Below are 14,803 nucleotides of genomic sequence, written 5' to 3'. Positions count from 1 at the left end.
GGCAGATGTTGGCCCATGCCCCGTAAAACCTGGCGCGCTGCGCTCGCTGCCTATGCCAGCCCGTCAACCCTGGTGCTCTTGCTGCTTGGCTTCGCCGCCGGCCTGCCTTACATGCTGGTGTTTTCGACCCTCTCGGTATGGCTGCGCGAAGCGGGTGTGGCCCGCGAGACCATTGGCTACGCCAGCCTGATCGGTCTGGCCTATGCCTTCAAATGGGTATGGTCGCCACTGCTCGATCAATGGCGCTTGCCGCTGCTCGGCGGCATGGGCCGACGCCGCTCCTGGCTGCTGCTGTCACAGGTGTTGGTGGTGCTGGGCCTGATAGGCATGGGCTTTTGCGACCCACAGAAACACTTGTCCTGGTTGATCGCCCTGGCGGTACTGGTGGCCTTCGCCTCGGCCACCCAGGACATCGCCGTCGACGCCTACCGCCTCGAAATCGCCGACGACCAGCGCCAAGCCGCACTGGCAGCCAGTTATATGGCCGGTTACCGCGTCGCCGCACTGCTGGCCACGGCTGGCGCACTGTTCTTCGCCGAGTGGTTCGGCTCGACCGGTTTCAGCTACCTGCACAAGGCCTGGACAGGCACCTACGTGCTGTTCGGCGTGCTCATGCTGCCTGCGGTCTTCACCACCTTGGTGATGCGCGAACCGCCAGTGCCGCTGCGCACCCAGCTATCTGCGGCTCGCTACGGCCTGATGCACCAGTTGGTGTCGGTGTTCGTACTGATCATCCTACTGGTGTCGGTACCGGCCAGCTTCACCCAAATGTTCAACACCGACTGGGCCAGCGTGCTGTTCGGCGATGCCACCGTGCTCGATCTGCTGCTGGAAGACCGCGCGTTCCTGCGCCTGCTGCTGTACGCCCTGTTGACCTGGGCGTGCCTGTCGTCGCTGGGCCGCCGTGGCCTGGCCCCAGTGCTGACCCCGGTCAACGACTTCATCGTGCGCTACCGCTGGCAAGCCCTGCTGTTACTAGGCTTGATCGCCACCTACAGGATGTCGGACACCGTGATGGGGGTCATGGCTAACGTCTTCTACATCGACATGGGCTTCACCAAGGATCAGATCGCCAGCGTGAGCAAGATCTTCGGCCTGATCATGACCCTGCTCGGTGCCGGTGTCGGCGGCTTGCTAATCGTGCGCTTCGGCATCCTGCCAATCCTGTTCATCGGCGGTGCGGCCTCGGCAGCCACCAACATCCTGTTCGTAATGCTCGCCGACATGGGCCCGAACCTGCAGATGCTGGTGGTGACCATTTCGCTGGACAACCTCAGCTCAGGCCTGGCCACCTCGGCCTTCGTCGCCTACCTATCGAGCCTGACCAACTTGAAGTTCTCGGCGACGCAATACGCGCTGCTGAGTTCGATCATGCTCTTGCTGCCGCGCCTGATCGGCGGCTACTCCGGGGTGATGGTAGAGAAATTCGGCTACCACAATTTCTTCCTGATCACCGCCCTGCTAGGTGTGCCGACACTGATCCTGATCGCACTGCACTGGCGCCAGCAGAGCGGTCGGGGCAAGCCGGCAGCCGCCCCGACAGCCGAGAAAAACTGACGCTGCAACCAGCGCCGCCCCTGTAGGAGCGGCCTTGTGCCGCGAAACGAGGGCGCAGCCCTCCCGGCAATCGTGCATGAGGCCGAATTCCTATGGCCGCTACGCGCCCGGTTTGCGGCGCAAGGCAGCGCCTACAGCCCGTTGCCTACCGACGACGAACCACAATGGCCAGAGTGCCAGAGCCCCGGCAAGCCCCGCAGCCACGGCGAAGTGCAGCAAGCTCGCGCCCGCCCCCACCATCGCCAGCAGCGCACCGCCCAGGCCCAGCAAGGCAATGGTGATCATCCCCAACATCGCCGAAACCAGGCCCTTGCTCTGCTCGCTGGCAAACAGTGTCATGCGGTACAGCACCGCATTGGCCACCCCCAGCCCCAGGGCATACAACGACATGCCCGCCACCACGCTGACCACCGTCTGCCAGTACCAGGTAGCCACGACCATCAGGCACAGGCCCGCCAGGTAGGGCCACAGGGCACCGCGCACCAACGCCGGCAGCGGATAGCGCTCGGCAATACGGTTGATGATCAGGTTGCCGGCAATCAGCCCAGCGAACACCGGCAGTTGCCACAGCGCGTAGTCCATCGTGCTCAGGCCTTCGTCATGAATCAGCAGCACCGGCGACAGACCGATCCAGCCGATCAGCGGCAGGCCCACTAGCCCCAGCGCCGCGCTGCCAGCGACGAACTTGCGGTTGCCCAGCAACTGGCCGTAACCGGCCAGCAGCGGCAGCAGGTGGATCGGCGTGAATGCCAGGCGTGAACCATCCCGGCGCTCCACCCCCAAGGTCTCGGGCATCAGGCGCCACAACAGGAGCCAGCACAGCACCGCGCCCACCGCAAAGGCCACGAACAGCCAGCGCCAGTCGAGCCACTGCAACATCAAGGTGCCGACCAGCGGCCCAAGCAGCGGTGAAAGCAGCGCGATATTGGCCAACAGCGCCATCATGCGCACCGCATCGGCCTCGCTGAACGCCTCGTTGAGTGCTGGGTAGCTGACCGTCACCACGAAACCCAGGCCAATGCCCTGCAATAGGCGCAGCAGGTTGAACAGGCCGATATCGTGTACCCAGTAGGTCGCCAGGCAGGCGATGCCGAAGCACAGGCAACCAGCCAGCAACAGTGGACGACGCCCATAGCGGTCGGCCAGCGGGCCGATCAGCCACTGCAATACCACCCCGCCCAGCAGGTACAGGTTGAGGGCATGGGGGATGTACTCGGGGCTGGCCTGAAGGTCGCCGACCACCACCGGCATGGCAGGCATGACCGCATCGCTGGCCAGGTAGGTGAGCAGCTCGAACAAAGCCAGGGTCAGGCCGAACAGCAGGGCTCGAAGGGGGGTGATGTACAGCAGTGGTTTCATGGTGGGTATCGGGTACAGGCAGGTAGGGGCAGGTTATATGCCAGAAACAGCCGGGGTTGGCTGTGAACAAGTGTAAGGCGTGCAAATGCACGCGGGGCAAGCCTGCCTCCACGCAGCCTGTACAAGGCCTTGTGAGGGCGGGCTTGCCCCGCGATGAGCGCTACGCCGATGTTACTGCGCGGCCGTCTCCTGCACCACGCGAATCACTCGCTGCGGAAAAGGAATGTCGATGCCCTGGGCCTTGAGCCGGTCACGGGCATGCTCGTTGAGCATGAACATCACATCCCAGTAATCCGAGGTCTTGGTCCACAGGCGCAGCGACACGGTGATCGAACTGTCGCCCAGGGTGGAAATCACTGCCTGGGGCGCCGGATCCGACAGCACACGTGGGTCCTGCGCCAGTTCCAGCAGGACCTGGCGCGCCTTCTGCAGGTCGGCTTCGTAATCGACACCAACGTCGAACACCACCTTGCGCGTTGGCTGACGGTTGGTGTTGGTGATGATGCCGTTGGACAGGCTGCCGTTGGGCATGATCACGGTCTTGTTGTCGCCGGTACGCAACACGGTATGGAAGATCTGGATGCTGTCTACCGTACCGGAAACCCCCTGCGCCTCGATCCAGTCACCGATGCGAAACGGTCGGAACATCAGGATCAGCACGCCGCCAGCGAAGTTCGCCAGGCTGCCCTGCAACGCCAGGCCAATGGCAAGGCCCGCGGCACCGATGGCCGCGACGAACGAGGTGGTCTCGATGCCGATCATCGACGCCACGCTGACCAGCAGCAGTACCTTCAGCACGATGTTGGCCAGGGTGCTGATGAACCCCTGCAAGGCCGCGTCGGCACGCAGGCCGACCAGTTTGCCCAGGCGCGCACTGACCTTGTTGACGATCCACCAACCAATGGCCAGGGTGAGCAACGCCAACAGCAGCCGGCTGCCGTACTGCATGATCAAAGGGATCCAAGTCTGCGACTGGCGGACCAGCTGATCGACCTCTGCGTTCAAATCCATATTCATCTCCTGAGCCCTGCGGCACCTACACAGTGAAGCAAGCCGCCAGTCTCGCCGGGCGGCCTCGAACCCACATGGACATCACTGCGCCATCAAGGTTCAAGGTCCACGGCCGATCAATCGCGGAAGTTGTTGAACTGCAGCGGCATATCGAATTCCTTGGTGCGCAGCAGGGCAATGGCTTCCTGCAGGTCGTCACGCTTCTTGCCGGTAACACGCACCTGCTCGCCCTGGATCGCGGCCTGGACCTTCAACTTGCCGTCCTTGATGGTGGCGACGATCTTCTTGGCCAGGTCCTTGTCGATGCCTTCACGGAACTTGGCTTCCTGCTTCTTTTCCTTGCCCGAGGGGTACGGGTCCTTGGTTTCCAGGCACTTGACGTCGATCTTGCGCTTGACCAGCGCCAGGCGCAGGATTTCGAGCATGGCTTCGAGCTGGAACTCCTCCTCGGCGGTCATGAGCACGGTCTGCTCCTTGTCCTTGAACTCGAACGTGCCCTTGCCCTTGAGGTCGTAGCGACGGTCGAGGTCTTTGATGGCGTTGTCCACAGCGTTCTGCACTTCGTGCTTGTCCAGTTCCGATACCACGTCGAACGAAGGCATTAGGTAATCTCCATAAATGAAACGCGCGCTCGGTCTGAAGATGGAGCACGCGGTATTAGATAGTTAAAATGCGGGCTCATTATAACGGGTTGCGAAACGCAGATGAGCAGCACCTGGCATATTCTCGGCGCCGGCAGCCTCGGTACCCTCTGGGCCTGTCGCCTGGCCCGCGCCGGCAAGGCGGTTCGCCTGATCCTGCGCGATGCTGCACGCCTGGCCGACTATCAAGCGGCCGGCGGGCTGACGTTGGTCGAACAGGACCTGCGCAGCCACTACGCGATTCCTGCCGAAACCTGCGCGGCAGCTGGCCCTATCCACCGCCTGCTGGTGGCCTGCAAAGCCTACGATGCCGCCCTCGCCGTGGCACGCCTGGCACCACGCCTGGGCGCCGGTGCCGAGCTGGTACTGCTGCAAAACGGCCTGGGCAGCCAGGACGAAGTCGCCGAACAGGTGCCGCATGCGCGTTGCGTGTTTGCCTCCAGCACCGAAGGCGCGTTCCGTGAGGCCGACTGGCAGGTGCGCTTCGCCGGCCACGGCTTCAACTGGCTGGGCGACCCCGCCAATCCCAGCGTGCCGACTTGGTTCGACGATTTGCAGCAAGCCGGTATCCCGGCACAGTGGAGCCTCGACATCCTTGGCCGGCTGTGGCGCAAGCTGGCGCTAAACTGCGCGATCAACCCACTGACGGTGTTGCACGACTGCCCGAACGGCGGCCTGCTGGGTCACCTGGCCGAAGTCAATGCCCTGTGCGACGAGCTGGCCGAGCTGCTGCGCCGCTGCGGCCAGCCGGATGCCGCCAGCGGCCTGCACGAAGACGTACAACGGGTGATTCTTGCCACCGCGGCCAACTACTCTTCGATGTACCAGGACGTACGCCATGCGCGGCGCACCGAAATCCACTACCTGCTCGGCCACGCGTGCCGCGCCGGCAGACGTCATGGGCTGGCACTGCCAAAACTGGAACGTCTGCACCAGCACCTGGTCGACAGCCTGACGGCGCGCGGCTTGCCCAGCGCCTGAACCCACGCTCAACGGATACGGAAGCGGCCTTGCCCATGACCTTGCGCCAACGCCTGGAAAACCTCCCAGTCGGGCAAAAACTGCTGGCGGCCCTGCTGGTACTGCTGGTGACCATCCTGCTGGTGGCCAACCTGGCCTTCATCAGCGCCGCCTACTGGATTACCCAGGAGAGCATGGCGCCTCAAGCCTTGCAAACACTCGGCAAGCTGGTGTCCAACCCGCAGCTGTCGGCCCGCGCCGGCGACAGCCCCGAGCGCGCCGAAGCACTACTCAAGGCGCTCGACAGCTACACCCCACTGCGCGCCGCCGCAGTCTACGGCAGCGACGGACGCCAGCTCGCCCAACTCCAACATGGCGATGCACTGAGCCTGCCCAAGCGCTTTCGCAACGTCGACGCCTGGCGGCTCATGGAGTTTCGCAGCACCCAGCTGATCCGCCTGCCGCGCGACGGCAGCGCGCCGGCATACCTGCTGTTGGTGGCCAGCAGCGAACTGCCCAGTGCCTTCTACACCGGCACACTTTCCGCCAGCCTGGCAATCCTGGTGTTCAGCGTGGTGCTGTGGATCCTTATCGCCCGCCAGATCAAGCGCCTGATCACCGTGCCGATCAACCGCCTCGAAGAACTCACCCGCCAGGTCACTCGCGAAGAGAGCTACGCCCTGCGTGCCCAGCGTGGCAACGATGACGAGATCGGCAGTCTGGCCCAGGCGTTCAACACCATGCTCTCGCGCATCGAGGCGCGCGAGCAGCAACTCAAGAGCGCCCGCGACGAATTCCAGAGCGCGTACGACCAGGCCCAGGGCCTGGCCGAGGAAACTCGCCACACCAACCGCAAGCTGGAACTGGAAGTCCAGGTACGCAGCAAGATCGAGAAAAAACTCACAGGTTTTCAGAACTACCTCAACAGCATCATCGACTCGATGCCTTCGGCGCTGATCGCATTGGACGAGCAGCTCTACGTCACCCAATGGAATCAGGAGGCCACGGCACTCTCCGGCACGCCGTTGGACCAAGCCTTGAATCAGCCTATCTTCCTCGCCTTCGAGCCGCTCAAACCGTTCCTGCCGCAGCTCAAGGAGAGCGTCGAGAAGCATCGGGTGGCGAAGATCGAGCGGGTGACCTGGCCCAAAGGCGACGAAGCGCGCCACTATGCCCTGACGTTCTACCCGCTGACCGGCGGCGGTGGGCGTGGCGTGGTGATCCGCATCGACGACATCACCCAGCGTCTATCCCTGGAAGAAATGATGGTGCAGTCCGAGAAGATGCTGTCGGTGGGCGGCCTGGCGGCCGGCATGGCGCATGAGATCAACAACCCGCTGGGCGCGATCCTACACAACGTACAGAACATTCGCCGGCGCCTGTCACCGGAGCTACCGCGTAACCAGGAGCAAGCTGACGAGCAAGGCATCGATCTACTCAGCGTCAACCGCTACCTGGAAAGCCGCGAAGTACCGCAGCTGCTCGACGGTATCCAGCAGGCCGGGGCACGCGCCGCGAAAATCGTCACGCACATGCTCAGCTTCAGTCGCCGCAGCAATCGCCAGCTGGCCCCCTGTGACCTGCCCGCACTGATCGACCAGGCAGTGGACATCGCCGGTAACGACTTTGACCTGACCATCGGCTTCGACTTCAAGGGCCAGGCCATCGTGCGTCAGTTCGACCCAGAGCTGGGCCCGGTGCCCTGTACCGCCAACGAGCTGGAACAAGTGCTGCTGAACCTGTTGAAGAACGCCGCCCAGGCCATTCACCAGCGCCCGCAGCCAAGTGAGCCTGGGCGCATCACCCTGCGCACCCGGCTCAACCCACCGTGGGCGGAAATCCAGATCGAGGACAATGGCATCGGCATGCCCGAGGCCGTGCGCAAGCGCACCTTCGAGCCGTTCTTCACCACCAAGGAGATCGGCCAGGGCACCGGGCTTGGGCTGTCCGTGTCGTACTTCATCATCACCAACAACCACAAAGGGCAGATGGAGGTGCACTCCACGCCCGGCCAGGGCACCTGCTTCACCCTGCGCCTGCCCCTGGGCCCAGCCCAGCCGAACAAGACGGAGACCTGACATGGGCAATCGCCTGACCAAGATCTACACCCGCACCGGAGACCAGGGCCAGACCGGCCTGGGCGACGGCCGCCGGGTACCCAAGGACCACCCGCGCATCGAGGCAATCGGCGAAGTGGACAGCCTCAACAGCCAACTGGGGGTGTTACTGGCGGGGCTGGCGCAGGCCGGCATCGACGAGGTACTGGAGGTGCTTGCCCCCTGCCAGCATCGGCTGTTCGACTTGGGCGGCGAACTGGCAATGCCCAGTTACCAGGCACTCGATGCGCGCGAGGTGGAACGCCTGGAGCAGGCAATCGATGTGTGGAATGACGAGTTGGGGCCGCTGAAGAACTTCATCCTGCCCGGCGGTTCGGCGCTGGTCGCCCAAGCCCATGTGTGCCGCAGCGTGGCGCGGGCGGCAGAACGGCGCTGCCAGCAATTGAATGCGCTCGAGCCGTTGGCCGGGGTTGGGTTGGCTTACATCAACCGGGTGTCGGATTTGCTGTTCGTCGCGGCGCGGATCATCGGGCGACGCCAAGGCGTGGACGAGGTGCTGTGGCAGCCGGCAGCGAAGCCTGACTGAGCCGCTCGCAGGGCAAGTCGCCTCGGTACGCCGAGTCGACTTGCCCTGCGAGCGGGGCGACTCAAGCGTCTGGCCAGAACGCCCGAATACCCGCCACCCCCTGTGCCCCAACCTGCCAGGCACGCTCACGCTCATCCGGCCCGACGCCACCGAGCAGATACACAGGATGCTTGAACGCGCCGATCAGCCGCTGCGCCGCCTCCCACCCCAGCGGCGTGGCATCAGGATGGGTCTGGGTCGCCTGCACCGGCGACAGGGTGACGAAATCCACTCCCATCTGCTCGGCCAACGCCAGCTCTTCGGCACTGTGGCACGAAGCTGCCAACCAGCGCGAAACCGGGAATGGCCGACCGTTAGCTGCATATTTACGCAACTGCGCAGCCGTCAGGTGCCAGCCTGCCGAAGGGAAGTCGCCCAGCCATTCCAACGGCCCCTTGAGCATCAACTGCGCCTTGCCAGCGCACAGGCCCACCGCATCCACTGCCACGTCGCGGTACTTGGGATCGTACATGTCCGGGGCGCGCAGCTGGATCAGGCGAACACCACTGGCCACGGCCTTCTGAATGCCCTTGAGCAGCGCAGGGACCTCAAGCCCGTCCGGCGTGATCAGGTACTGATCCGGCAAGCGCGCGGCGGCGACGATAGGCTTGTTGGCCTCGGGAAACGCGTACTGGTCTAGCTCCCGCGCGGCCACCCAGGCCAGCGGCTGGCCTTCGGCGCCGTGGGGTTCGCCGGTAAAGGCGTCGACTTCGCGCACCTCCAGCAGTACCTGCTTGTCCGGGTAATCGTGACTGACCGTGATCAGCGGGCGCGAGCGCGTGACCTCGATGCCAAGCTCCTCGCGCAGTTCACGGGCCAGCGCCGCCTCGACGCCTTCGCCCTGCTCCACCTTGCCGCCGGGGAACTCCCACAGGCCACCCTGGTGCTGCGTGTCGGCGCGCCGTGCGATCAGGATGCGTGCTTCTGCACCGCGGATCACCGCAGCCACTACATGAATCCGCTTCACCCTTCACGCTCCGCCAAGCCCGCTTTCTGCCAGGCCTGGAAGGCCGGCCACTGATAGATTGCCTCAATGTAAGCGGCCGCCTCTGCCGGCACTTCGACGCGATAGGTGCGCAGACGCACCGCTACCGGGGCGAAGAACGCATCGGCAAGGGTCGGCCTGCCGAACAGGAACGGGCCGCTGTCCTTGGCGACCAGGCGGCATTCGGCCCACAGCGCGAGGATCCGGTCGATGTCCACCTGCACCTCCAGGGGAATGCTCTCCAGCGCCTGGTCACGCGACAGATCGAACGGCATGTTGCTGCGCAGGGCGAGAAAACCGCTGTGCATCTGCGCGCAGGCCGAACGCGCCTGGGCCCGGGCAGCCACGTCCTCGGGCCACAAACGGGCCTCTGGATGCTGTTCGGCGAGGTACTCGGCGATGGCCAGGGAATCGGCGATCAGACCGTGCGGGGACTTGAGCAGCGGGACTTTACCACTGGGAGAGAACGCCAGGATGCGCTGACGCGTGTCAGGCTGCTTGAGCTTGACCAGGGTTTCATCGTAGGAAGCACCGGCCAGTTCCAAGGCCAAGGCGCCGCGTAGAGACCAGGAAGACAGCAACTTGTCGCCGATGATCAAGTGATAATTCATGGGTCGGCTCCATTGAATGGGCAATTCAGGCCCTGCTGGCTGTCCAGCAGCCAATCGCGGGCAAGCCCGCGACAAGGCCTTTGGATCAATACATCAAGTACGGTACTCGGCGTTGATCTTCACGTACTCGTGGGACAGGTCGGTGGTCCAGATGGTTTCGCTGCACTGGCCGCGGCCCAGCTCGATACGGATGGTGATCTCTTCCTGGGCCATGACCTTGGAGCCCTGCTCTTCGGTGTAGCTGGGGCTACGACCGCCCTGACTGGCAATGCACACGTCGTCGAGATAGACGTCGATCAGGCTGACATCCAACTCGGGTACGCCCGCACGGCCAACGGCAGCCAGAATGCGGCCCCAGTTGGGATCGGAGGCGAACAGCGCGGTCTTGATCAGTGGCGAGTGGGCCACGGCGTAGCCGACGTCCAGGCACTCCTGGTGGTTGCCGCCGCCGTTCACCTGCACGGTGACGAACTTGGTGGCGCCTTCGCCGTCACGGACGATGGCTTGGGCCACTTCCATGCACACTTCGAACACCGCCTTCTTCAGCGCTTCGAACAGCTCGCCGCGCGCTTCGGTCACTTCAGGCACGTCGGCCTTGCCAGTGGCGATCAGCATGCAGCAGTCGTTGGTCGAGGTGTCGCCGTCGATGGTGATGCGGTTGAACGACTTGTTGGCGCCGTCGAGCATCAGGTCCTTGAGCACGGCCGGGGCGACCTTGGCATCGGTGGCGATGTAGCCGAGCATGGTCGCCATGTTCGGACGGATCATGCCCGCGCCCTTGCTGATACCGGTGACGGTGATGGTCTTGCCGGCGAACTGGAACTGGCGGCTGGCACCCTTGGGCAGGGTGTCGGTGGTCATGATGCCGGTAGCGGCTTCGGCCCAGTTGTTCTCGGAGAGGTTGTCCAGGGCGGCTTGCAGGGCGCCTTCGATCTTCTCGACCGGCAGCGGCTCACCGATCACGCCGGTGGAGAACGGCAGAACGGACTCGGGCGCAACACCCGTCAGCTCGGCCAGCTTGGCGCAGGTGCGCTCGGCAGCGGCCAGGCCCGGAGCGCCGGTGCCGGCGTTGGCGTTACCAGTGTTGGTCAGCAGGTAGCGCACAGTGCCTTGCACACGCTGCTTGGAGAGGATCACCGGGGCTGCACAGAAGGCGTTGAGGGTAAACACCCCTGCCACGCTGGAGCCTTCGGCGCAGCGCATCACGACCACGTCCTTGCGCCCTGGGCGCTTGATGCCGGCCGAAGCGATGCCAAGTTCGAAACCGGGAACCGGGTGCAGGGTAGGCAGGGGACCAAGACCAACAGCCATTAGAGCGCTCCTAGAAAAATCGGTTGATATCAAAAAGCGGGGCCGCTTCGCGCCCCATCGCGACACAAGGCCGCTCCTACAAGGTGGTTGCGATACCTGTAGGAGCGGCCTTGCGTCGCGAAAGGGCCGCAAAGCGGCCCCCGGTTGTCTCCGTCTGCACAGCCTGCTCAGATCACTCGATCTGACCGTGGCAATGCTTGAATTTCTTGCCCGAACCACACCAGCACGGCTCGTTGCGGCCCAGCTTCAGGTCGTTGCGTACAGGGGCGGAGGCGACGGCGACTTCAGCGCCCTCATCGGCCAACTGCTCGCCTTCAAGGCCCGGCGCTGCGGCGTGCTGGAACTGCATGCGGCTGGCCAGTTCCTCGGCTTCGCGGCGCAGGCGCGCCTCTTCTTCTGCCGGGTCTTCGCGACGTACCTGAACGTGCGAAAGCACACGGATGGTGTCGCGCTTGATCGACTCCAGCAACTCCTGGAACAGGGTGAACGACTCGCGCTTGTACTCCTGCTTCGGGTTCTTCTGCGCATAGCCACGCAGGTGGATACCATGGCGCAGGTGATCCATGGTCGACAGGTGGTCTTTCCACAGGTCGTCCAGCACGCGCAGCAGGATCTGTTTCTCGAAGGTACGCAGGGCGTCGAGACCGGCCTGGTCTTCCTTCTCGTTGTAGGCGTCGGTGATTTCCTTGAGCAGCTTCTCGCGCAGGGTCTCTTCGTAGAGGTGATCGTCCTCGTCGAGCCACTGCTGGATCGGCAGCTTCATGGCGAAGTCGCTGGCCAGGGAAGCTTCCAGGCCGGCCACGTCCCACTGCTCGGGCAGCGATTGCGGCGGAATGTGCTGGCTGATGGTGGCATCGAGCACTTCCTGACGGAACTCGGCGATGGTATCGCCGATGTTTTCTGCGGCCAGCAGGCTGTTGCGCATGTGGTAGATCACCTTGCGCTGTTCGTTGGCCACGTCGTCGTATTCGAGCAGTTGCTTGCGGATGTCGAAGTTGCGGCCTTCGACCTTGCGCTGGGCTTTCTCGATGGCATTGGTGACCATGCGGTGCTCGATGGCCTCGCCGGACTGCATGCCCAAGGCCTTCATGAAGTTCTTCACCCGATCAGAGGCGAAGATGCGCATCAGGCTGTCTTCCAGCGACAGGTAGAAGCGGCTGGAGCCGGCGTCGCCCTGACGGCCGGCACGGCCGCGCAACTGGTTGTCGATACGACGGGACTCGTGGCGCTCGGAGGCGATCACGTGCAGGCCACCGGCCTCCAGCACTTGCTGGTGACGCTTCTGCCAGTCGGCCTTGATCTGGGCGATCTGCTCGGGGGTCGGGTTGTCTAGGGCGGCCACTTCGGCCTCCCAGTTACCACCCAACAGGATGTCGGTACCACGGCCAGCCATGTTGGTGGCGATGGTCAGCGCACCCGGCGCACCGGCCTGGGCGATGATCTCGGCTTCTTTTTCGTGGTACTTGGCGTTCAGGACCTTGTGATCGATGCCTTCCTTCTTGAGCAGGTTGGACATGTGCTCGGAGGTTTCGATGGTCGCGGTACCGACCAGCACCGGACGACCCTGGGCCATGCTTTCCTTGATGTCGGCGATGATCGCGGCGTACTTCTCGTCGGCGGTCAGGTACACCAGGTCGTTGAAGTCCTTGCGCGCCAACGGCTTGTTTGGCGGGATGACCATCACGTTGAGGTTGTAGATCTGGGCGAACTCGAACGCTTCGGTGTCAGCGGTACCGGTCATGCCGGACAGCTTGGTGTAGAGACGGAAGTAGTTCTGGAAGGTGGTCGAGGCCAGGGTCTGGCTCTCGGCCTGGATGTTCAGGTTTTCCTTCGCTTCGATGGCCTGGTGCAGACCCTCGGAGAGACGGCGGCCCGGCATGGTCCGACCGGTGTGTTCGTCGATCAGCAGGATCTGGCCGTCCTGCACGATGTATTCGACGTTACGGTGGAACAGCTTGTGCGCACGCAGCCCGGCATAGACATGCGTCAGCAGGCCAAGGTTGTGCGCCGAGTACAGGCTTTCACCTTCGGCCAGCAGGCCCGCCTGGGTCAGCATGTCCTCGATGAACTGGTGCCCAGCTTCGTTCAGCTCGACCTGACGGCTCTTCTCGTCGATGGTGTAGTGACCCTCTTGAGTCACCTGGCCTTCGACTTCCTCGATGTGCTGGGTCAGACGCGGGATCAGGCGGTTGATCTCGATGTACAGCTTGGAGCTGTCCTCGGCCTGGCCGGAGATGATCAACGGGGTACGCGCTTCGTCGATGAGGATGGAGTCGACTTCGTCGATCACCGCGAAGTTCAGCTCACGCTGGAACTTCTCGTCCTGGCTGAACGCCATGTTGTCGCGCAGGTAGTCGAAACCGAACTCGTTGTTGGTGCCGTAGGTGATGTCGGCGGCGTAGGCCGCACGTTTTTCTTCCGGCGGCTGGAAGGCCGAGACGATGCCCACGTTCAGGCCAAGGAACTCGTACAGCGGGCGCATCCAGTTGGCGTCGCGACGGGCCAGGTAGTCGTTGACCGTGACCACATGCACGCCCTTGCCGGACAGCGCGTTGAGGTAGACGGCCAGGGTACCGACCAAGGTCTTGCCTTCACCGGTACGCATTTCTGCGATCATGCCTTCGTGCAGGGTCATGCCGCCGATCAGCTGGACGTCGAAGTGGCGCATGCCCATGACACGCTTGCCGGCCTCACGGGCCACGGCAAACGCTTCAGGCAACAGTTGGTCGAGCGTTTCGCCTTTGGCCAGACGCTCCTTGAACTCTGCGGTCTTGCCACGCAGTTGCTCGTCGGAGAGGGCGACCATCTTCTCTTCGAAGGCATTGACGGTGTTCACCGTCTTGAGCATGCGCTTGATTTCACGCTCGTTCTTGCTTCCAAAAAGTTTCTTTAACAAAGGCGCAAACATATCGGCAGGATCTTCCACACGTAGGGATGGAGGGCGGCCCCGTGAGTCGCCCGTGCAGCCCTAAGGCCGCATGCGAACGAGCATTCTACCCGGAAACGATGGTGAGGAAAGTGGTGGATTTCCACGATGCTGGCACAGCGCTTTTAGGGGGCTTGAATAACATAGGGGCTTTTTCCGCAAGTTCAAGGTGCGTAAAGATGAAACGTGCCGAGCATGACGTGCATCAAAAGCCCGCTTAGCGCAGACCGAGCACGATGCCCGCCCATACCCGGGGCTCAACTGATAGACTGCCGATCTTGTAACCGTCTGCGTACATTCATGGCCTACAAACCCTCCTCCGCCCATCAGCCTTCGGCGCTGTTGCGCAAGGCCCGCCCACTGCGCCTGCTGCTCAATCAGGCCGAACGCCTGGAACACCTACAGCGCCTGCTGGAAAGCCAGCTGCAACCGGCTGCACGCGAGCACTGCCATGTGGCATCGTGGAAAGACGGCACGTTGCTGCTGGTGGTTACCGACGGCCACTGGGCCACGCGCCTGCGCTATCAGCAAAAGCGCCTGCAACGCCAACTGCAAGGCATGGAGGCGTTCGCCAACCTGAGCCGTATCATCTTCAAGGTCCAGCCACCTTTGGTGCCCACCAAACGTGAAGGGCACGCTCCTGTCCTGTCGCAACAAGCGGCCAACAGTATTCACGCCTCTGCCGAAGGCATCAGCGATCCGAAGCTCAAGGCCGCGCTGGAACGCTTGGCAGCCCACGCCCAGGACAAGCCCTGAGCGA

General features: G+C 63.4%; 12 protein-coding genes. 5 read left to right on the top strand and 7 right to left on the bottom strand.

All coding sequences use genetic code 11. The features are described from left to right. Window positions 1-15: 15 nt before the first annotated feature. The gene (locus tag FEM01_RS13195) at window positions 16-1,557 is read left to right on the top strand and encodes an AmpG family muropeptide MFS transporter (RefSeq protein ID WP_138219926.1); all 1,542 of its coding nucleotides are present in this window, start codon (window positions 16-18) and stop codon (window positions 1,555-1,557) included. Between the two features lie 99 nt (window positions 1,558-1,656). Here FEM01_RS13195 and FEM01_RS13190 read toward each other — a convergent pair whose 3' ends face one another. The 3 genes from FEM01_RS13190 to FEM01_RS13180 form a co-directional block, all read right to left on the bottom strand. Continuing rightward, complete coding sequence (locus FEM01_RS13190; protein WP_138219925.1) at window positions 1,657-2,916, bottom strand: MFS transporter; 1,260 nt, start codon at window positions 2,914-2,916, stop codon at window positions 1,657-1,659. 171 nt (window positions 2,917-3,087) lie between these two features. Next, window positions 3,088-3,927 (bottom strand): mechanosensitive ion channel family protein, encoded by an 840-nt coding sequence (locus FEM01_RS13185; protein WP_138219924.1) that lies wholly within the window; start codon window positions 3,925-3,927, stop codon window positions 3,088-3,090. A 116-nt stretch (window positions 3,928-4,043) separates the two neighbouring features. Then, entirely contained in the window at window positions 4,044-4,529 is a 486-nt protein-coding gene (locus FEM01_RS13180) for a YajQ family cyclic di-GMP-binding protein (protein WP_138219923.1), read from the bottom strand. Between the two features lie 102 nt (window positions 4,530-4,631). On the opposite strand from FEM01_RS13180, the gene FEM01_RS13175 reads away from it, so the two are divergent. The 3 genes from FEM01_RS13175 to FEM01_RS13165 are packed head-to-tail and all read left to right on the top strand — an operon-like array spanning window position 4,632 to window position 8,171. Next, window positions 4,632-5,549, top strand: coding sequence for a putative 2-dehydropantoate 2-reductase (locus tag FEM01_RS13175; RefSeq protein WP_138219922.1), 918 nt, complete (start codon window positions 4,632-4,634; stop codon window positions 5,547-5,549). 35 nt (window positions 5,550-5,584) lie between these two features. Beyond that, window positions 5,585-7,606, top strand: coding sequence for a sensor histidine kinase (locus FEM01_RS13170; protein ID WP_138220047.1), 2,022 nt, complete (start codon window positions 5,585-5,587; stop codon window positions 7,604-7,606). A 1-nt stretch (window position 7,607) separates the two neighbouring features. Then, window positions 7,608-8,171, top strand: a complete 564-nt coding sequence (locus FEM01_RS13165; RefSeq protein ID WP_138219921.1) for a cob(I)yrinic acid a,c-diamide adenosyltransferase — start codon at window positions 7,608-7,610, stop codon at window positions 8,169-8,171. Window positions 8,172-8,232: 61 nt separating this feature from the next. Here the strand turns inward: FEM01_RS13165 and FEM01_RS13160 are convergent, their stop codons facing one another. The 4 genes from FEM01_RS13160 to secA form a co-directional block, all read right to left on the bottom strand. Next, on the bottom strand, window positions 8,233-9,177 hold the full coding sequence (locus FEM01_RS13160) for a Nudix family hydrolase (RefSeq protein WP_138219920.1): 945 nt from the start codon (window positions 9,175-9,177) through the stop codon (window positions 8,233-8,235). After that, a complete protein-coding gene (locus FEM01_RS13155) occupies window positions 9,174-9,806 on the bottom strand; it encodes a glutathione S-transferase family protein (protein WP_138219919.1) in 633 nt (210 codons plus the stop codon). Before FEM01_RS13155 ends, FEM01_RS13160 begins: the two co-directional genes overlap by 4 nt. Window positions 9,807-9,899: 93 nt before the next feature. Further along, window positions 9,900-11,117: a bifunctional glutamate N-acetyltransferase/amino-acid acetyltransferase ArgJ gene (gene argJ, locus FEM01_RS13150; RefSeq protein WP_138219918.1), complete on the bottom strand. Its 1,218-nt coding sequence runs from the start codon at window positions 11,115-11,117 to the stop codon at window positions 9,900-9,902. Between the two features lie 172 nt (window positions 11,118-11,289). Further along, window positions 11,290-14,025 carry a preprotein translocase subunit SecA gene (gene secA, locus FEM01_RS13145; RefSeq protein ID WP_138219917.1) on the bottom strand — a complete coding sequence of 912 codons (2,736 nt, stop codon included), beginning with the start codon at window positions 14,023-14,025 and terminating at the stop codon, window positions 11,290-11,292. Window positions 14,026-14,343: 318 nt separating this feature from the next. Between secA and FEM01_RS13135 the strand changes: the two genes are divergently transcribed. Beyond that, window positions 14,344-14,799 (top strand): DUF721 domain-containing protein, encoded by a 456-nt coding sequence (locus FEM01_RS13135; RefSeq protein ID WP_138219915.1) that lies wholly within the window; start codon window positions 14,344-14,346, stop codon window positions 14,797-14,799. Window positions 14,800-14,803 lie beyond the last annotated feature (4 nt).

Origin of the sequence: Pseudomonas mosselii, assembly GCF_005796105.1 — a bacterium.
In the GTDB taxonomy this organism is placed as follows: domain Bacteria; phylum Pseudomonadota; class Gammaproteobacteria; order Pseudomonadales; family Pseudomonadaceae; genus Aquipseudomonas; species Aquipseudomonas mosselii_C.
Note: the sequence above shows the minus strand (reverse complement) of the source record. Positions and strands in the feature narration are given on the sequence as shown.